This window comes from Variovorax sp. J2P1-31, from assembly GCF_030317215.1.
Classification (GTDB): domain Bacteria; phylum Pseudomonadota; class Gammaproteobacteria; order Burkholderiales; family Burkholderiaceae_C; genus Variovorax.
The window spans coordinates 2,127,337-2,146,150 of record NZ_JASZYA010000001.1; the positions used below are offsets into that span (position 1 = coordinate 2,127,337).

17 protein-coding genes and 1 tRNA gene are annotated in these 18,814 nt (G+C 69.7%); 7 read left to right on the plus strand and 11 right to left on the minus strand.

The features are described from left to right. Positions 1–113: 113 nt before the first annotated feature. The 6 genes from clpX to QTI20_RS09920 all read right to left on the minus strand — a co-directional run bounded on the left by clpX (position 114) and on the right by QTI20_RS09920 (position 8,058). Positions 114–1,382, minus strand: coding sequence for an ATP-dependent Clp protease ATP-binding subunit ClpX (gene clpX / locus QTI20_RS09895; RefSeq protein WP_286548179.1), 1,269 nt, complete (start codon positions 1,380–1,382; stop codon positions 114–116). Between the two features lie 120 nt (positions 1,383–1,502). Then, positions 1,503–2,111 (minus strand): ATP-dependent Clp endopeptidase proteolytic subunit ClpP, encoded by a 609-nt coding sequence (gene clpP, locus QTI20_RS09900; RefSeq protein WP_286548178.1) that lies wholly within the window; start codon positions 2,109–2,111, stop codon positions 1,503–1,505. 115 nt (positions 2,112–2,226) lie between these two features. Beyond that, on the minus strand, positions 2,227–3,546 hold the full coding sequence (gene tig / locus QTI20_RS09905; protein WP_286548177.1) for a trigger factor: 1,320 nt from the start codon (positions 3,544–3,546) through the stop codon (positions 2,227–2,229). Between the two features lie 26 nt (positions 3,547–3,572). After that, positions 3,573–3,659, minus strand: a tRNA-Leu gene (locus QTI20_RS09910). Between the two features lie 75 nt (positions 3,660–3,734). Then, positions 3,735–6,887: an efflux RND transporter permease subunit gene (locus QTI20_RS09915; protein WP_286548176.1), complete on the minus strand. Its 3,153-nt coding sequence runs from the start codon at positions 6,885–6,887 to the stop codon at positions 3,735–3,737. A gap of 10 nt (positions 6,888–6,897) precedes the next feature. After that, a complete protein-coding gene (locus tag QTI20_RS09920; RefSeq protein WP_286548175.1) occupies positions 6,898–8,058 on the minus strand; it encodes an efflux RND transporter periplasmic adaptor subunit in 1,161 nt (386 codons plus the stop codon). A gap of 131 nt (positions 8,059–8,189) precedes the next feature. Here QTI20_RS09920 and hpnC point away from each other — a divergent pair, with 131 nt between their 5' ends. The 4 genes from hpnC to QTI20_RS09940 are packed head-to-tail and all read left to right on the plus strand — an operon-like array spanning position 8,190 to position 11,579. After that, complete coding sequence (hpnC, locus tag QTI20_RS09925) at positions 8,190–9,068, plus strand: squalene synthase HpnC (protein WP_286548174.1); 879 nt, start codon at positions 8,190–8,192, stop codon at positions 9,066–9,068. Positions 9,069–9,095: 27 nt separating this feature from the next. Next, entirely contained in the window at positions 9,096–9,935 is an 840-nt protein-coding gene (gene hpnD, locus QTI20_RS09930; RefSeq protein WP_286548173.1) for a presqualene diphosphate synthase HpnD, read from the plus strand. A gap of 16 nt (positions 9,936–9,951) precedes the next feature. Further along, the gene (gene hpnE, locus QTI20_RS09935; protein ID WP_286548171.1) at positions 9,952–11,214 is read left to right on the plus strand and encodes a hydroxysqualene dehydroxylase HpnE; all 1,263 of its coding nucleotides are present in this window, start codon (positions 9,952–9,954) and stop codon (positions 11,212–11,214) included. Then, on the plus strand, positions 11,193–11,579 hold the full coding sequence (locus tag QTI20_RS09940; protein ID WP_286574183.1) for a hypothetical protein: 387 nt from the start codon (positions 11,193–11,195) through the stop codon (positions 11,577–11,579). Before hpnE ends, QTI20_RS09940 begins: the two co-directional genes overlap by 22 nt. 3 nt (positions 11,580–11,582) lie before the next feature. Here the strand turns inward: QTI20_RS09940 and QTI20_RS09945 are convergent, their stop codons facing one another. Both QTI20_RS09945 and QTI20_RS09950 read right to left on the minus strand, forming a co-directional pair. Further along, positions 11,583–12,041, minus strand: a complete 459-nt coding sequence (locus tag QTI20_RS09945; RefSeq protein WP_286548168.1) for an SH3 domain-containing protein — start codon at positions 12,039–12,041, stop codon at positions 11,583–11,585. 115 nt (positions 12,042–12,156) lie between these two features. Continuing rightward, positions 12,157–12,903: an HAD family hydrolase gene (locus tag QTI20_RS09950; RefSeq protein WP_286548167.1), complete on the minus strand. Its 747-nt coding sequence runs from the start codon at positions 12,901–12,903 to the stop codon at positions 12,157–12,159. A gap of 15 nt (positions 12,904–12,918) precedes the next feature. Between QTI20_RS09950 and hemH the strand changes: the two genes are divergently transcribed. Next, positions 12,919–13,965 (plus strand): ferrochelatase, encoded by a 1,047-nt coding sequence (gene hemH / locus QTI20_RS09955; protein WP_286548166.1) that lies wholly within the window; start codon positions 12,919–12,921, stop codon positions 13,963–13,965. A 3-nt stretch (positions 13,966–13,968) separates the two neighbouring features. Here hemH and QTI20_RS09960 read toward each other — a convergent pair whose 3' ends face one another. The 3 genes from QTI20_RS09960 to QTI20_RS09970 all read right to left on the minus strand — a co-directional run bounded on the left by QTI20_RS09960 (position 13,969) and on the right by QTI20_RS09970 (position 15,758). Then, the gene (locus QTI20_RS09960; RefSeq protein ID WP_286548165.1) at positions 13,969–14,475 is read right to left on the minus strand and encodes a DUF1993 domain-containing protein; all 507 of its coding nucleotides are present in this window, start codon (positions 14,473–14,475) and stop codon (positions 13,969–13,971) included. A 63-nt stretch (positions 14,476–14,538) separates the two neighbouring features. Continuing rightward, positions 14,539–15,183, minus strand: coding sequence for an NrsF family protein (locus QTI20_RS09965; protein WP_286548163.1), 645 nt, complete (start codon positions 15,181–15,183; stop codon positions 14,539–14,541). Continuing rightward, on the minus strand, positions 15,180–15,758 hold the full coding sequence (locus QTI20_RS09970) for a sigma-70 family RNA polymerase sigma factor (RefSeq protein ID WP_286548162.1): 579 nt from the start codon (positions 15,756–15,758) through the stop codon (positions 15,180–15,182). The genes QTI20_RS09965 and QTI20_RS09970 overlap by 4 nt, the downstream gene beginning before the upstream one ends. Before the next feature lie 154 nt (positions 15,759–15,912). On the opposite strand from QTI20_RS09970, the gene QTI20_RS09975 reads away from it, so the two are divergent. Together QTI20_RS09975 and QTI20_RS09980 are read left to right on the plus strand one after the other, a co-directional pair. Further along, positions 15,913–17,331 (plus strand): GTP cyclohydrolase II, encoded by a 1,419-nt coding sequence (locus tag QTI20_RS09975; protein WP_286548161.1) that lies wholly within the window; start codon positions 15,913–15,915, stop codon positions 17,329–17,331. Further along, on the plus strand, positions 17,328–18,746 hold the full coding sequence (locus tag QTI20_RS09980; protein ID WP_286548160.1) for a URC4/urg3 family protein: 1,419 nt from the start codon (positions 17,328–17,330) through the stop codon (positions 18,744–18,746). The genes QTI20_RS09975 and QTI20_RS09980 overlap by 4 nt, the downstream gene beginning before the upstream one ends. The last annotated feature ends 68 nt before the right edge of the window (positions 18,747–18,814 follow it).

Below are 18,814 nucleotides of genomic sequence, written 5' to 3' on the forward strand. Positions count from 1 at the left end.
AGTGATCAGGCGAAGATGGAACGCGCCGCGCGGATTTCAAGCCCGCGGGGCGCGTTCATCGTAGGGGCCACGCGCAAAGCGCGTGAAAAACAGAATGGGATGACCCCAGGCACTCAGGCCTTCTTGGCTGCCTCGCGGTACACGAGCAGCGGTGGCTTGTTCTCGTCGATGGTCGATTCCTCGACCACCACCTTGTCGACATTGGTCGCGTTGGGCAGCTCGAACATCGTGTCGATCAGCGACTGCTCGAGGATCGAGCGCAGGCCGCGGGCGCCGGTCTTGCGCGCCAGCGCCTTGCGGGCGATGGCCTTGAGCGCGGCCGGGCGGATCTCCAGGTCCACGCCCTCCATCTGCAGCAGCTTGGTGAACTGCTTGACCACCGCGTTCTTGGGCTCGGTCAGGATCTGCACCAGCGCGTCCTCGCTGAGCTCGGCCAGCGAGGCGACCACCGGCATCCGGCCCACCAGTTCGGGGATCAGGCCGAACTTGATCAGGTCCTCGGGCTCGACCTCGCGGAACACCTCGGTGATGCTGCGCTGGGCCTTGCTCTTGACCGAGGCGCCGAAGCCGATGCCCGAGGCCTCGGTGCGGTTCTCGATGACCTTCTCCAGGCCGGCGAAGGCGCCGCCGCAGATGAACAGGATGTTGGTCGTGTCGATCTGCAGGAAGTCCTGGTTCGGATGCTTGCGCCCGCCCTGCGGCGGCACGCTGGCCATGGTGCCTTCGATGAGCTTGAGCAGCGCCTGCTGCACGCCCTCGCCCGACACGTCGCGGGTGATCGAGGGGTTGTCGGACTTGCGCGAGATCTTGTCGATCTCGTCGATGTAGACAATGCCACGCTGGGCCTTCTCGACCTCGTAGTTGCAGCTCTGCAGCAGCTTCTGGATGATGTTCTCGACGTCCTCGCCGACATAGCCGGCTTCGGTCAGCGTGGTGGCGTCGGCCATCACGAAGGGCACGTCGAGCATGCGCGCGAGCGTCTGGGCCAGCAGCGTCTTGCCCGAACCCGTGGGGCCGATCAGCAGGATGTTGCTCTTGCTGAGCTCGACCTCGTCGCCCTTGCTGTTCTTTTCCTTGTGGCGCAGCCGCTTGTAGTGGTTGTAGACCGCCACCGACAGCATGCGCTTGGCCGGCTCCTGGCCGATCACGTAGTTGTCGAGGTTGGTCTTGATTTCCAGCGGCGTCGGCAGGTCGCTGCGCGCGTCGCGCACCTCTTCGCCCGCGGGCAGTTCGTCGCGGATGATCTCGTTGCAGAGGTCGATGCACTCGTCGCAGATGAAGACCGAAGGGCCCGCGATCAGCTTCTTGACCTCGTGCTGGCTCTTGCCGCAGAACGAGCAATAAAGCGTTTTTTCGCTGGAAGAGCCTTTTTTATCGGCCATGGACAGGTGCCTCGTTACGCAGTAGGTTCAATGATAACTAAAACAAAAACGGCGTTTCCCGCATGGAAAACGCCGTTTTTTGCCATTTGGCACCGTCGGCGCCAAGCGGCTTCCAGCGCGTCAGCCGCGTTTGGTGACGACCTGGTCGACCAGGCCGTAGTCCTTGGCTTCGTCGGCCGTCAGGAAGTAGTCGCGCTCGGTGTCGCGCTGGACCTTTTCCAGCGGCTGGCCGGTGCGCTCGGCCAGGATGCGGTTCATCTGGTCCTTGGTGCGCAGGATGTCGCGCGCGTGGATCTCGATGTCGGTGGCCTGGCCGCGGGCGCCGCCCAGCACCTGGTGGATCATGACCTTGGAGTTGGGCAGCGAGAAGCGCTTGCCCTTCTCGCCGGCCGCCAGCAGGAAGGCGCCCATGCTGGCCGCGAAGCCCAGGCACATGGTCGACACGGCCGGCTTGATGAACTGCATGGTGTCGTAGATCGCCATGCCGGCGCTCACGCTGCCGCCGGGCGAGTTGATGTAGAAGGAGATGTCCTTGTCCGGGTTCTCGCTCTCCAGGAACAGCAGCTGCGCGACCACCAGGTTCGCGGTCTGGTCGTTGACTTCGCCCACCAGGAAGATGATGCGTTCCTTGAGGAGCCGCGAATAGATGTCATAGGACCGCTCGCCGCGGCCCGATTGCTCGATGACCATCGGAACCATGCCGAGGCCTTGAATTTCGTTTGCGATCATGTATTTGCTCTCCGGGAAGATGAAGTCGTTCGCTGTGACTGAACTGTACGCCTGAGTGAAATGGGGCTCGTGCCGCAAAGCACAAGCCCCATCGGTGTCACTGGGACGGCGGCGATCAGCCTTGTTGCTGCTGCGCCATCAGTTCGTCGAAGGACACGGCCTTTTCGTTGACCTTGGCCTTGGCCAGCACGAAATCGGTCACGTTGTTCTCGATCACCACGGCTTCGACTTCGGCCAGGCGGCGGTTGTCGCTGAAATACCAGCGCACCACGTCGGCCGGCTTCTCGTAGCTGGCGGCCAGTTCGTCGATGTGGGCCTTGATCTGCTCGGGCTTGGCCTGCAGTTCGTTGGCGCGCACCAGTTCGGCCACCACCAGGCCCAGGCGCACGCGGCGCTCGGCCTGGGGCAGGAACACTTCCTGGGGGATCGGCGCCTTGTCGGCGTCCTTGATGCCGCGCTGCTTGAGCTCGGCGCGGGCGCCTTCGATCATGCGCTCGACTTCCGACTGCACGCTGGCGTTCGGCAGGTCGAGTTCGGCGTTGGCGATCAGCGCGTCCATCACCGCGTTCTTGTTGCGCGCCAGCAGGCGGAACTTGACTTCGCGCTCGAGGTTGCGCTTGATGTCCGCGCGCAGGCCTTCGACCGTGCCTTCTTCGATGCCCAGCGACTTGGCCAGCTGTTCGTTGACTTCGGGCAGGTGGGTGGCTTCGATCTTCTTGACCGTGACCAGGAAGTCGGCTTGCTTGCCGGCCACGTCCTTGCCGTGGTAATCGGCCGGGAACGACAGCGGGAAGGTGCGGCTGTCGCCGGACTTCAGGCCGCGCACCGCGTCTTCGAATTCCTTGAGCATCTGGCCTTCGCCGATGACGAACTGGAAGTCTTCGGCCTTGCCGCCCTGGAAGGTCTCGCCATCGATCTTGCCTTCGAAGTCGACCGTCACGCGGTCGTCGTCGCCGGCAGCGGCGTCCTGCGCGCGCTGGGCGAAGGTGCGGCGCTGCTTGCGCAGGATGTCCAGCGTCTTGTCGATGGCTTCGTCGCTGACCTCGGCGGTCACGCGGTCGATCTCGGCGGCGCCCAGGTCGTTGATCTTGACTTCGGGGAACACTTCGAACACCGCGTCGAAGGCCAGCTCGCCCTCGGGCGACTCTTCCTTCTCGGTGATGCGGGGCTGGCCGGCCACGCGCAGCTTGGCTTCGTTGGCGGCCTGCGAGAAGGCTTCACCGACCTTGTCGTTCATGACTTCGTAGTGCACCGAGTAGCCGTAGCGCTGGGCCACGACGTTCATCGGCACCTTGCCCGGACGGAAACCGTCCATCTTCACGGTGCGGGCCAGCTTCTTGAGGCGCGAATCCACCTCGGACTGGATGGTGCCGACCGGCAAGGTCAGCGTGATCTTGCGCTCGAGCTTTTCGAGGGTTTCAACGTTCACGGTCATTCTTTGTTCCTCAAGAGAGATGGGGCTGGTGCGCGGGGCCGGACTCGAACCGGCACGTTCTTGCGAACGTCAGGACCTAAACCTGGTGCGTCTACCAATTTCGCCACCCGCGCGGTCAGGTGAATCAAGCAAAAACGGGCGGCCTCCTATCGCAGACCACCCGTTTCGAAATCGGTCAACCGCGCATTTTAGACGCTAATGGGACCCGCTTTTGGTTCGCGCTTCACACGGAATGCTGCGGCGTACATCGCGGGCAGTGCCAACAGGGTCAGAACGGTGGCCACGATGAGCCCGCCCATGATGGCCACGGCCATCGGTCCCCAGAAGACGCTGCGCGACAGCGGGATCATCGCCAGCACCGCCGCGGCGGCCGTCAGCACGATCGGCCGCAGGCGGCGCACGGCCGATTCGACGATCGCGTCCCAGGCCGGCACGCCGGCCGCGCGGTCGCTCTCGATCTGGTCGATCAGGATCACCGAGTTGCGCTGGATCATGCCCATCAGCGCGATCACGCCCAGCAGCGCGACGAAGCCGAAGGGCCGGTTCAGCAGCAGCAGCGCCGCCGCCACGCCCGCGATGCCCAGCGGGCCGGTGACGAACACCAGCAGCGAGCGGCTGAAGCTGTGCAGCTGCAGCATCAGGAGCGTGAACACCAGGAACAGCATGATCGGCACGCCGGCCACGATCGAATCGGAGCCCTTGCTGCTCTCCTCGACCGCGCCCGCGGTCTCGATGCGGTAGGCGCCCTGCCCGGCGGCGCGCCACTTGGCCTCGAGCGCGCGCAGTTGCGGCAGCAGCTGCGCCGTGACCGTCGCACCCTGCAGGCCCTCGACGATGTCGGCGTTGACCGTGATCGCGTAGTCGCGGTTCTCGCGCCACATCACGCCCGGCTCCCAGCTGAACACCGGCTTGGCGATCTGCGAGAGCGGGATCGAGCGGCCCGAGGCGGTCGGCAGGTAGGCGTTGCCGATGTCGGAGATCGCTTCGCGCTCGTCGGCCGACTGGCGCAGCACGATGTCGATCAGCCGGTCGTTCTCGCGGTACTGGCCGACCGTGGTGCCGCTGAACATGGTGCGCGAGGCCTGGGCGATGGCCTGGCTGGTCACGCCCAGCGTGCGCGCCTTGGCCTGGTCGACTTCCAGCCGGATCACCTTGACCGACTCGTTCCAGTTGTCGTTGACGCCGCGCGTGCTGGCGTTCTCGCGCATCACGGCCTTGACCTCGTCGGCATGCCGGCGCAGTTCCAGCGGCTCGGTGCCGATCACGCGGAACTGCACCGGGTAGGCCACGGGCGGGCCGTTGGGCAGCAGCTTGGCCCGGCCGCGCACTTCCGGGAACTCCTGCGCAAGCAGGCCCGGCAGCCGGCGGCGCAGGGTCTCGCGCTGCGCCAGGTCCTTGGCCAGCACGATCATCTGCGAGACGTTGCTCTGCGGGAAGATCTGGTCGAGCGGCAGGTAGAAGCGCGGCACGCCGTTGCCGATCCAGGTGGTGACCGTGGCCACCTCGGGCTCCTGCATCAGGCGCTGCTCGACCCGCTTGGCGATGTCCTCGCTGGCGGCGAAGGAGGTGCCTTCGGGCGACCACAGGTCGACCAGGATTTCCGGCCGGCTCGAATCGGGGAAGAACTGCTGCTGCACCCGGCCCATGCCCACGATGCCCAGCCCGAAGATCAGCACCGTCGCGCCGATGGTCAACCAGCGGTACTCGACGCACCAGTTCACCGTGCGGCGGAAGGTGTTGTAGAAGCGCGAGTCGAACAGCTCGTGCGGCGGCGCGTCCGGGTCGTGCGGCTTGACCTTGAGCAGCAGCGTGCCCAGGTAGGGCACGAAGTAGACCGAGACGATCCACGACAGCACCAGCGCGATCACCGTCACCGCGAAGATCGCGAAGGTGTATTCGCCGGTGACCGACTTCGCGATGCCGATCGGCAGGAAGCCGGCGGCCGTGATCAGGGTGCCGGTGAGCATCGGCTTGGCCGTGACGTCGTAGGCGAAGGTGGCGGCGCGCGCCTTGTCGTAGCCCTCCTCCATCTTGCGCACCATCATCTCGACCGCGATGATCGCGTCGTCCACCAGCAGGCCCAGCGCGATGATCAGCGAGCCCAGCGACACCTTGTGCAGCCCGATGTTGAAGTAGTTCATGGCCAGGAAGGTCACGGCCAGCACCAGCGGGATGGTGATCGCCACCACCAGGCCGGGCCGCACGTCGATGTGCCAGCCGAAGCGCCCGCCCTTGTGCAGGCCCAGCGCCACGAAACTCACCGCCAGCACGATCGCCACGGCCTCGATCAGCACGTGGATGAACTCGTTGACCGAGGTCGCGACCGACACCGGCTGGTCCTGCACCTGCGTGAGCGAGGCGCCGGCCGGCAGCCGCTGGCCGATGTCGGCCACGGCCACGCGCAGCGCCTTGCCCAGCGCGATGATGTCGCCGCCCTTGGCCATCGACACGCCCAGCGCCACCACTTCCTTGCCCTGGTGGTGCACCTTGGTGGCCGGCGGGTCGATGGTGCCGCGCCGGATCTCGGCGATGTCGCCCAGGCGCAGCTGGTTGCCCGAGCTGCCGCGGATCGGCATCTCGCGCAGCTGGTCCACGCTGGTGAACTGGCCGGCCACGCGCACCTGCACCACGTCGAGCGGCGACTGGATGGTGCCCGCGCTCTCGATCGCGTTCTGCGCGCCGATCTGCTGCAGCACCGCGTTGAAGTCCAGCCCCAGCTGCGCAATGCGCTTCTGCGAGACCTCGATGTAGACCTTCTCGTCCTGCAGGCCGAACTGCTCGACCTTGGCCACGTCCTTGACGCGCAGCAGGCCCTGGCGTACGTCGTCGGCGAAGGTCTTGATCTCGGCCGGCGTGTAGCCGTCGGTCTCGAGCGCGTAGATCACGCCGTAGACGTCGCCGAAGTCGTCGTTGAAGAAGGGCCCCTGCACGCCGCTGGGCAGCGTGCCGCGCATGTCGCCGATCTTCTTGCGCACCACGTACCAGACGTTGGCCACCTCGCTGGACTTCGAGGAGTCCTTGATCTCGAAGATGATCTGCGACTCGCCCGGCTTGGAGTAGCTGCGGATCTTGCTGGCGTAGGGCGCCTCCTGCAGCGTGCGCTCGAGCTTGTCGGTCACCTGCTCGGCCACCTGCTGCGCGGTCGCGCCGGGCCAGTAGGTGCGCACCACCATCACGCGGAAGGTGAAGGGCGGGTCCTCGTCCTGGCCGAGCTGGAAGTAGGCGGCGAAGCCCAGCACCATCAGCGCCACCATCAGGTAGCGGGTGAGCGCCGCATGCTCGAGCGCCCACTTGGAAAGGTTGAAGCCGGCCTTGCCGGTCGTCTCGTTGGGGGTCGTCATCGGGGCGACCTCAGCGCGAGGCCGCCGAAGCGGGGGCCGCCGGGGCCTGGGCCGCCGCGGGCGCCGCCGGCGCGGGCGTCTTGCCCTGGTAGATCGTGACCTTCTGGCCCGGCGACAGCACGTGCACGCCCGCCACCACCACCTGCATGCCGGGCGTGATGCCCGCGGCGATCACGGCCTCGTTGCCGTCGGCCGTCGCCACCTGCACCGGCTGCGAACGCACGGTCATGGTGGCGGTGTCGAGCACCCAGACCGCGCTGCCGCTGCCTTCCTGGCGCAGCGCGCTGGTCGGCAGCTTCAACACCGCCGCACCGGCGTTCGACAGGGCCTTGGGCCGCGCGTACACGGTGGCGCCCAGGGCCGGCGAGGTGGCGGCGTCGATCGCCACCTTGACCGAATAGGTGCGGGTCACCGCGTCGGCGCTGGCCGCGACTTCGCGCACCTTGCCCTCGAGCTCGGCGCCGCCGGCCCAGCCGCGCACGGTCACGGCCGAGCCCGGCCGGATCAGCGCCGCACGGTCTTCCGGCACCGCGAACACCACGTCGCGCGCGCCGTCCTGCGCGATGCGCACCACCGGCGTGCCGGCCGAGACCACCTGCCCCGGCTGCGCATCGATGGCCGTGACCACGCCCGCGACGTCGGCCACCAGCGTGGTGTAGCTGGCCTGGTTGCCCTGGGAGGCCAGCTGCGCCTGCGCCTGGTCGAGTTGGGCCTGCGAGGACTTGAAGGTGGCCTCGCGGCGCTCCAGCTCGGCGCCGCTGATGAAGTTCTGCGCCCGCAGCTCGCGGTAGCGCTTGAGGTCGGCCGAGGCCAGGTCACGGTTGGTCACGGCCGCGGCCTGCTGCGCGCGGGCTGCGTCGGCGGCCAGGCGGTAGTCCTGCGGATCGAGCTGCGCCAGCACCTGGCCGGCCTGCACATGCTGGCCCAGCTCGGCCTGGCGCTTGAGGATCTTGCCGGCCACGCGGAAGCCCAGCTGCGACTCGATGCGCGCGCGCACCTCGGCCGAGAACTCGGGCACGGTGTCGAAGGCGCTGGTGCCCACGGTCTGCACCTTGACGGAGCGCAGCGGCTCCTCGACCGGCGGCGGCTTGGAGCAGCCCGCCACGGCCACCGCCAGCAGCACGGCCGCCGACGGAAAGGAGAGCGCGGGACGAAGAAACGATACGGTCATGAACCACCTTGATTGCCACGGAGAGGGTCATTAATGACCGAAGGGTTAGTAATTTTGTGGGATGCGTCCGACGCTGTCAACGAATCGTGTGGGCTGCGGACCGACTGGCGCCGTGCCCGACAATCCAGCCCGTGTCATCCCCCGCCCCCACCGACGTCGCGCCGCCGCCGACGCACTACGAGAACTTCCCGGTCGCGTCCTGGCTCTGCCCGCCGCGCCTGCGTCCGCCCATCGCCGCGATCTACGGTTTCGCGCGCACCGCCGACGACATCGCCGACGAGGGCGACGACGGCCCCGAGCAGCGGCTGGCCGACCTGCGGGCCTTCGGCGCCGACCTGGCGGCCACCGCCCGGGGCGGGCCGATCTCGGGCCGCTGGCCCGAAGTGTTCGGCCCGCTGGCCCGGGCGATGCGCGACTTCGCGCTGCCCGAAGCGCTGCTGGCCGACCTGCTCTCGGCCTTCGTGCAGGACATCGAGAAGACCCGCGACGGCGCTCGTTACGCCGACCGCGCCGAGCTGCTGGCCTACTGCAGCCGCTCGGCCAACCCGGTCGGCCGGCTGCTGCTGCATCTCTACGGCGTCGACGACGCACAGGCGCTCGCGCAGAGCGACGCCATCTGCAGCGCGCTGCAGCTCGCCAACTTCTGGCAGGACCTGAGCGTCGACCTGCGGCGCGGGCGCTTCTACCTGCCGCTGGCGGACTGCGCGGCGCACCGTCTCGCGCCCGGGGATGTGCGCCGCCAACCGCCGGCGCCCGAAGCCATCGCGCTGGTCGCGGCCGAGGTGGCCTGGACCCGCGCCCTGATGGCGCAGGGCGCGCCGCTGGTGCACCGCCTGCCCGGGCGCATTGGCTGGGAATTGCGCCTCGTGGTCCAGGGCGGCTTGCGCATCCTCGACAAGATCGAAGCCCAGGGTTTCGACAGCTTCTCGCACCGCCCGACCATCGGCGCGGCCGATGCCCCCCTTCTGGCCTGGCGGGCCTTGCGGATGCGGAGACAATCGACGCCATGAGCCACGAGAACAGAAGCACCCCCAGAGATGAATCCTGAGCAGTACGTCCAGGAAAAAGCCGCGGCCTCGGGCAGCAGCTTCTATTACGCCTTCCTGTTTCTTCCCAAGCCGCGGCGCGCGGCGATCACCGCCTTCTACGCCTTCTGCCGCGAGATCGACGACGTGGTCGACGAGGTGCGCGACCCCGGCGTGGCCGCGACCAAGCTGGCCTGGTGGCGCACCGAGGTGGCCCAGTCCTTCGCCGGCCAGCCCAGCCATCCGGTGATGCAGGCGCTGATGCCGCTCGCCGCCGAGTACGGCATCGAGGCGCGCCAGCTGCAGCAGATCATCGACGGCTGCCAGATGGACCTGGACCAGACCCGCTACCTCGACTTCCCCGGCCTGCAGCGCTACTGCCACCTGGTGGCCGGCGTGGTGGGCGAAGTCGCGGCGCGCATCTTCGGCCAGGAAGACCCGCAGACCACCGCCTACGCCCACAAGCTGGGCCAGGCGCTGCAACTCACCAACATCATCCGCGACGTGGGCGAGGACGCCTTGCGCAGCCGCATCTACCTGCCGGTCAACGAGCTGCAGCAGTTCGACGTCAAGGCGCACGAGCTGCTCAACCGCGTGTATTCGGAGCGCTTCGTGGCGCTGATGAAGTTCCAGGCCGAGCGCGCGCACCGCATCTACGACGAGGCCCTGGCGCTGCTGCCCGCGGCCGACCGCCGCAGCCAGAAGCCGGGCCTGATGATGGGCAGCATCTACCGCGCGCTGCTGCGCGAGATCGAACGCGACGACTTCCAGGTGCTGCAGCAGCGCGTGAGCCTCACGCCGCTGCGCAAGTTCTGGCTGGCCTGGCGCGTGCAGGCGCTGGGCCGGGTCTGACGCCGAAGCGCCCCGCATGAAGATTGCCGTCATCGGCGCCGGCTGGGCCGGCCTGGCCTGTGCCGTCGAGACCGCGCGCGCCGCCCATCGCGTGACCCTGTTCGAGGCCGCCCGCCAGCCCGGTGGCCGTGCACGCCGCATCGACGCCAGCCACGGCGGCGCCGCGCTCGACAACGGCCAGCACATCCTGATCGGCGCCTACCGCGACACGCTGGCGCTGATGCGCGCGGTCGGCGTCGAGCCCGACACCGCGCTGCTGCGCCAGCCGCTGTCGCTGCGCTTCGCCGATGGCGGCGGGCTGGCGCTGCCGAAGCTGCAGCCGCCGCTCGACCTGCTGGCCGGCATCGCCCTGGCCCGCGGCTGGACCTGGGCCGACAAGGGCAGCCTGCTGCGCACCGCGCTGCACTGGCGGCGCGCCGGCTTCCGCTGCGCGCCCGAGGCGAGCGTCGCCACGCTGTGCGCCGGGCTCACGCCGCGCGTGATGCAGGAGCTGATCGAGCCGCTGTGCGTCTCGGCCCTCAACACCGCGGTCGCGCAATCCAGCGGCACGGTCTTCCTGCGCGTGCTGCACGACGCGCTGTTCGGCGCGCGCGGCGGCGCCGACCTGCTGCTGCCGCGCTGCGACCTGGGCGCGCTGCTCCCCGATGCCGCCCTGCGCTGGCTCACGGTGCGCGGCGCCACGCTGCGGCTGGGCCGGCGCGTGGCCTCGCTCGCCCGCGTCGACGGCGGCTGGTGGGTCGAGGACGAGCTGTTCGACCGCGTCGTGATCGCCGGCGCGCCCTGGGACGCGGCGCGCCTGGTGCGCGCGGCCGCCGTGGACGCCCCGGCCTGGCTCGCCGCCACCGAGGCGCTGCGCTTCGAGGCCATCGCCACGCTCTATGCCGATGGCGCCTCGGCGCTGGCCGCGCCCATGGTGGCGCTGCGCAGCGGCCCGGAGGCGCCCGCGCAGTTCGCCTTCGACCGCGGCCAGCTGGGCGGGCCGCACGGCCTGCTGGCGCTGGTGGTGAGCGCCAGCGACCAGCCGCGCGAGCTGCTGGCCCGCCAGGTGCTCGCACAGGCCGCCGCGCAGCTCGGCCAGACCCGGCTGCGCATCGTGCAGACCGTGGTCGAGAAACGCGCCACCTTCGCCTGCACGCCCGGCCTCGCGCGCCCGGCGATGCAGATCGCGCCCGGCCTCGCGGCCTGCGGCGACTATCTCGACGGCCCCTACCCCGCCACGCTCGAAGGCGCGGTGCGCAGCGGGCTGGACGCGGCCCAATGGATCGGACCCTGCGGATGAGCCTCGACTACCTCGATTTCGACTACAGCGAAGATGCCGACGGCAACGGCAGCTTCGACGCGCTGGCCTCGGTGAACGCGGCGCAGCTGCCACGGGTGCATGCGGAGATCGCCGCCGTGCTGCGCTGGGCCCATGCGGCCTTCGCCGAGCGGCGCGGCGCGCCCGAGGACGGCGGCGAGTGGGACTACGACCTGCAGTCGCGGCGCGAATTCAGCGTCGGCGAGACGCTGTCCTTCGACGCGCGCAGCGGCAGCCTGTCGGTCGAGGCCGGCACGCAGACGCCACCGCGCCACACGCTGAGCCTGTCGATCGGCGGCAGCGCGGACTTCTGCGAGGCCTTCCGCGCCGAATTCGGCGTCGACTGAGGCCTACCAGCCCCAGACCAGGCTCTGCGCCACCCAGCCGGTGGTGCCGCTGCTGTGGCGCACCTTGACCCAGCTGCCCTTGCGCTCGAGCGTGCGCAGCACCTCGCCATGGCTGGCCTTGCCCACGACGCGGCCGTTCGTGCCGGGCAGGCTGCGCAGGTTGGCGACACGCGAGCGGACCACGTGGTGCGGCGTGCGATCGGTCAGCGAGCGCAGCACCCAGCCGCGGTCGTTCTCGAAGTCGCGCACCTGCAGCCAGTTGCCGCTGCGCTTGATCACCTGCAGCGGATAGCCGCGGCTCAGCGCCCACTGCACCTCGCTGCGCGTGTTCGGGCCCGAGCGCATGTTCACCTCGCCGCGCGCCACACTCACCATCTCTCGCGCGTGGGCCATGGACACCATGGACAGCCACAGCAGGACGAAAGCCAGAAGAAATGCGGGCAGGCGGCGGGAATGCGTCATTCGGAAAGAACCTTTCGGGAACGGAAGAGAAATGGAGAAGCGGCCACGCGAACCGTGGCCAGCCTCTCCGGGTCACTCACCGCCAAATAGTTCCGCAGCGAAAAAACGCGGGTGCTCAGCCGGCGCCGAGCGCGCGGCACAGCGCCTGCAGGTCGGGCACCACGAGCTGCGGCCGCGCGCCGTGCGTCCAGGGCTTGTGCTCTTCCTCGGGATGGCGCACCACCCAGGCCGCCTGCATGCCGACCGCGAGCGCGCCCACCACGTCGAGCGCGGCATCGTCGCCCACGTGCAGCACCTGGTGCGGCTGCACGCCGACCGAGGCCGCGGCCGCCTGGAAGATCGGCGCGTGCGGCTTGCCGCTGCCGAAGACATGGGCGCTGAAGGCCGTGCGAAACCAGGCGTCGACGCCGGTGCGCTTCAGGTCCGCATTGCCGTTGGAGATCGCCACCAGCGGGTAGCGCTCGCTGAGCCACTGCAAGGCCGGCGGCGCGTCGTCGTAAAGCACCACGCGCTGGCGCTCGTCGAAGAACACATCGAAGGCCGCATCGGCCAGCGCCGGGTCCTCGCCCACGCGCGACAGCGCCGCGCGGATCGATTCACGGCGCAGCGCGCTCAGGTCGTGCGCCAGGTCGGAGCGCTCGCGCTCGGTGGCCTCGCGCAGTTCGCGCAGCACGCCGGGCGTGAGCAGCAGCTCGGCGGTCTTGGGCGCCTCGCGCAGCAGCCATGCGTGCAGCACCTCTTCGGCGCGCGCGATGGTGGGCCAGATCGGCCAGAGGGTGTCGTCGAGGTCCAGCGAGATCGCGGCGATGCGCGTCAAATCCAGGCCGTTGTGTGCCGCAAGGGCCGGTGTCTCGAAAGTCATGGCCGAGAATATCGCATGCCTTCGATCGCCCCGCCTGTCACGCCCCTCCCCTCAACGCCCGCCACGCCACGCACCGCCGTGCTCTGGTGCAACCTGGGTTCGCCCGATGCCCCCACCGCCAAGGCAGTGCGGCCCTACCTCTCGGAATTCCTGGGCGACCCGCGGGTGGTCGAGATCCCGCGCGCGATCTGGTGGCTGATCCTCCACGGCATCATCCTGCGCACGCGGCCGGCCAAGTCGGCCGCCAAGTACGCGAGCATCTGGCTGGCCGAAGGCTCGCCGCTCAAGGTCTGGACCGAGAAGCAGGCCAAGCTGCTGGCCGGCTGGCTGGGCGAGCGCGGCCACCGGCCGCTGAGCGTGCGCCATGCGATGCGCTACGCCAGCCCCTCGATCGCCTCGCAGCTCGACGCGCTGATGGCCGAGGGCGCCACGCGGGTGCTGGTGCTGCAGGCCTACCCGCAGTACTCGGCCACCACCACCGCCAGCGTGATCGACGCGGTCAATGCCTGGACCCTGAAGCAGCGCCGGCTGCCCGAGCTGCGCTTCGTCAACGACTACCACGACGACCCGGCCTACATCGAGGCGCTGGCCCGCAGCGTCGAGGCCTACTGGAAGCAGAACGGCCGGCCCGACCAGCTGGTGATGAGCTTCCACGGCATTCCCGAGCGCAACATCCGGCTGGGCGACCCCTACCAGTCGCAGTGCCTGGCCACCGCGCGCCTGCTGGCCGAACGGCTGGGGCTCTCGGAGGCCCAGCACCGCGTGACCTTCCAGTCGCGCTTCGGCCGCGCCAAGTGGCTCGAGCCCTACACCGAGCCGACGCTGCGCGAACTGGGCGCCGCCGGCACGCAGCGGGTCGACGTGATGTGCCCCGGCTTCCCGGCCGACTGCCTCGAGACGCTGGAAGAGATCGCGATGGAAGGCCGCGAGGCCTTCCTGCACACCGGCGGCAAGGAGTTCCACTACATCCCCTGCCTCAACGACAGCCCGCTGTGGATCGATGCGCTCACCGGCATCGCCGAGCGGCATCTCGCGGGCTGGCCGACGAAGCCCGCGGGCTGAAGCTCAGAACTTGCCGAGGTAGTCCATCTTGCCGATGGGCACGCCGCTGTGACGCAGCACGTCGTAGGCGGTGGTCACATGGAAGAAGAAGTTGGGCAGCGCGAACTGCAGCAGGTAGCGCTGCGCGGTGAACTGCAGCTCGTTGCCGCGGCTCTTCATCACCACCGCGCGGTCCTCGAAGCCGTCGACCTGGGCCCGCTCGATCGTGTTCAGGTAGTCGATGGTCTTCGCGACCCGGGCCTGCAGCTCGGCGTAGGTGGTCTCGGTGTCGGGGAAGCTCGGCGCCGTGACGCCGGCGAGGCGCGCGCTGCCCAGCTTCGAGGCATCGCTCGCGCCCTGCACCTGGCCGGCCAGGGTGTACATGTCGGGTGCGAGCCGGGCGTTGACCAGCGCGGCGGTGTCGATGCCGGTGGCCGTGGCATGCGCCAGGCCCTTGTCGAGCAGGTGGCTCAGCTGGTGCAGGCCGCGGAGGAACACGGGGATGGAAAGGTCGTACAGCGAAAGCGCCATGGGGGTCTCCTGGGGTTCAGCGCGCGATTGTCGTGCGCCTGCCCGATCTCTGCTGGCGGCGCCTCACCAGCGCAGCAGGCGCGGGCCCAGCACCGCGCCGATCAGGGCCGTCGCCGCGATGCCGCTCACGTACCAGACCGCCAGGAAAGGGGCCGCCAGCTCCATGCAGTGCATCGCATAGACCGCGGCGCCCACGCCGCCCGCCAGCGCGCCGGCCGCGGCGCCCGCGAGCGCGGGCCGGGTCGGCGCCAGGCTGCGCAGCGCCACCATGGCCGCGACGAACACCGGCGCCGCCATCAGCAGGATGCTGGCCGCGCAGATCCGCCACGAGATGCCCCAGAGCATGGTCGCGCGCTCGGGCGCGGCGGCGGGCATCCACACGGCCGCCGCCAGCGCCCAGATCAGGGCCACGGGCAGGCACAGCAGCAGCGGCCACGCGCGCCCGATGCGCACGCCCGGCCGCGCCAGGCGCTGCAGGATCACGCCCGCGGCCAGCGCGATGCACAGCGGGAACAGCAGCTTGAGCCAGAACATCGGCAGCTGCACCGCATCGGCCCAGTCGCGGCGCACGCCGTAGCCCACCAGCAGCAGGGCCAGCGACAGCGGCACCGCCAGGCCCAGCGCCAGCGCGAGCCGGCGCGCCGCGGCCTGGCGGGGCACGGGCGCGGCCTCGGCCGCGAGCATGGCAATCAGCGCATCGGTCTTCATCGGGCGTCCTTGATCTTCTGCATCAGCGCCTTGAGCCCGCGGTGGATGCCGACCTTGACCGCCGACTCCGACATGCCCGTCTTCTCGGCCGCCTCGGCGATCGACAGGCCTTCGAGCTTGACGTGGACGATCGGCAGCCGGTGCCGGTCGGGCAAGGTGTCGAGCAGGCCCGAGAGGTCGCGCCGCGCGTCGCTGGCCTCGGTGGCGGAATCGGCGAACACCTCGAGCTCGTCGTCCAGCGGGATATGCAGCGCCTCGCGGCTGCCCTTGGCGCGCAGCAGGTCGATCATCTTGTAGCGCGCGATCGCGTGCACCCAGGCCGTCAGCGGCTGGTCGCTCTGGTAGGTGTGGCGCTGGTTGTGCATGGCGATCAGGCATTCCTGGACGAGGTCTTCCACTTCATCGGGCCAGCCGAACAGCCGCCGGCCCAGGAAGCCGCGCAGGTGCGCGCCCAGCTGGACCAGGAAGGCGCGGTAGGCCACGGCGTCGCCCGCCTGGCCGCGCACGAACAGGTCGTGCAGCGCCGCTTCGGCGTCGTGCAGATGCTGCGGGCTCCCGGATGTTGTTCGTTTCATTCGCTCTGCGGGTTACAGCGGGAGGCGGGGCCGGTGAAAAAAGACGGGTCGATTGTGCCGTGGACCGGTCGCGGCGCCCGCCTACGGCCGATGGCCTCCCTGCGCTTGCCAGCCACGGGGTCCCTCGGTACATTGCATTTTTTGAGGGCCTGCAATGTCTGTCGACACCGTTCCGAGTTCTCCCCTTCCCACCTCCGGCACGCCTGCCGCGTCCTTCCTCTCCCCGCCGTCCGCCACGCCGCCGATCAACGAGGTGCCGCCCGGCGAGCCCGACGCGCTGGCCTCGGTCTCGCTGTCGCCGATCTACGCCGCCGCGGCCACGGCCGTGAACGCGGCCGGCCCGCGCCACATCCGGCTGACCTCGCATGCCAGCGGTTTCGGCGCCCTGCCGATCCACTGGGGCGCGGCCACCGCGGCCGAGCGCGGCCCGATCGTGGGCACCACCACCTCGCGCGCGCACCGCAACGTGATCGGCACCCACAGCGGCTCCTACAGCGTGTACCGCGCGCTGGCCGTGGCAGCGGGCGCGCTCAAGCGCGAGCACAAGGCCGACCTGACCAACACCTCGCCCACCGACGTGATCGGCCCCTACCCGCAATGGAGCGAGCCTGGGCGCATCGTCTCGCTCGACCCCTGGGGCGCGATCGTGGCCGACGTGTTCGCGGCCGAGCTCGCGGCCGGCTACGACATCCGCCCGACGCTGGCCGTGACCAAGGCCCACGTGATCCTGCCAGAGGTGATCGAGGCGCTGCAGACCGGCCGGCTCCAGGCCGACGGCAAGTTCCTCACCGCGGGCGGCGCGGCCATGGTGACCAAGGTGGCGGTCGAGCCGGCCTGGTACCTGCCCGAGGTGGCCAAGCGTTTCGGCTGCTCCGAGACCGACCTGCGCCGCACGCTGTTCGAGGAGACCGGCGGCATGTACCCCGAGCTGGTCACGCGCTCCGACCTCGAGGTCTTCCTGCCGCCCATCGGCGGCCAGACGCTCTACATCTTCGGCAACCCGCGCGACCTGGCCAACCCCGAGGTCGAGCTCACCGCCCGCATCCACGACGAATGCAACGGCTCCGACGTGTTCGGCTCCGACATCTGCACCTGCCGGCCCTACCTCACGCATGCGATCGAGGAATGCATCCGCGGCGCGCAGCGCGGCGGCGTCGGGCTGATCGCCTATTCGCGCAAGGAAGGCCGGGCGCTGGGCGAGGTCACCAAGTTCCTGGTCTACAACGCGCGCAAGCGCCAGGTCGGCGGGGACACGGCCGACCAGTACTTCGCCCGCACCGAATGCGTGGCCGGCGTGCAGGACATGCGCTTCCAGGAGCTCATGCCCGACGTCTTCCACTGGCTGGGCATCACCAAGATCCACCGACTGGTCTCGATGAGCAACATGAAGTTCGACGCCATCACCGGCTCGGGCATCGAGATCGGCGAGCGGGTCAACATCCCCGACGAACTGATCCCGGCCGACGCGCAGGTCGAGATGGACGCCAAGAAGGCGGCCGGCTATTTCACGCCGGGCCACGTGCCCGACGCCGACGAACTCAAGCAGGCCAAGGGCCGAGGACTGACCGAATGAGCAAGGACAACTACGGGCTGGACCCTGAACACGCGACCGCCAACCACGCGGTGCGCCACGCCGACGCGCAAGGCCGCGTCGATCCGGTGCAGGAGCTGACGCCCGATTTCAACCAGCCCGCCGCGGCCGCCACCTGGCTGCGCACCACGACGGCCGTGCGCGAACGCGCGGCGCAGCTGCTGGCACGCGCGCGCAGCGGCGAGTCGACCTGGTTCACGATCGGCGACGCGGCCGCGCTCGACGGCGCCGCGCAGACCGTGGCCGACGTGACGCGCGAGCGCTACCCTTCGGGCCGCATCCCCTTCCACAGCCGCTGGCGCCATTTCGAGGCCGGCGGCGTCGACCGGCTGGCCGAACTCGACCGGCTGCTGGGCGACAAGGTCACGCCGCGCGAACGCGCCCGCGTGCAGATCGACCTGGTGCTGGTGAGCGTGCTGCTCGATGCCGGCGCCGGCGCCGACTGGCACTATGTCGAATCGGCCAGCGGCCAGCGCTTCACGCGCTCCGAAGGCCTGGGCGTGGCCAGCTTCCATGCCTTCACCAGCGGCCTGTTCTCCTCCGACCCCGCGCGCCCGCTGCAGGCCGATGCCGCGGGCCTGCGGGCGCTGGTGACCGACCGGCTGGCCCAGGCTTTTCAGATCAGCGACGTCAACCCGCTGGTGGGCATCGCCGGCCGCGCGATGCTGCTGCGGCGCCTGGGCGAGGCGCTGGCCGAGCAGCCCGAGGTCTTCGGCCAGGAAGGCCGGCCGGGCCGGCTGTTCGACGCGCTGGTCGGCCCCTACGGCCCGGCCATTCCCCCGACCGCCGAGGTCCAGGCGCACGAGCTGCTGTCGCTGTTGCTGAGTTCGCTGTCGCGCATCTGGCCCGCGGCCAACGCGGTCGACAGCCTGGCGATCGACGGCAGCGACGCGCCCGGCGGCATCCCCATGGGCTCGGGCGACCCGGCCTTCGCGCTGGGCGACTGCTGGCGCCACGGCGCGGTGCACGGCCCGGGCCTGACCAATGGCTGGATGCCCTTCCACAAGCTGTCGCAATGGCTCACCTACTCGCTGCTGGAACCCATCGAGGGCGCCGGCGTGAAGGTGCGCGGGCTCGACGCGCTCACCGGCCTGCCCGAGTACCGCAACGGCGGCCTGCTGATCGACAGCGGCGTGATCGTGCCGCGCGACGCCGGCTCGCTCACGCGCAGCTGGAAGGTGAGCGACGAATTCATCGTCGAATGGCGCGCGCTCACGGTCGCGCTGCTGGACGAACTGGCGCCGCGCGTGCGCACCCTGCTGGGCCGCAGCGCCGAGGAACTGCCGCTGGCCTGCGTGCTCGAGGGCGGGACCTGGGCCGCGGGGCGCGTGCTGGCACAGCGCTTGCGTGACGGTGCACCACCCCTGCGGATCGAAAGCGACGGCACCGTCTTTTAAACTCTCCCCCCTCCGTTTAGAAAAAAACACGGCCACGCCGCCACGCCTTTCCTCAGAATCTCCGCCCT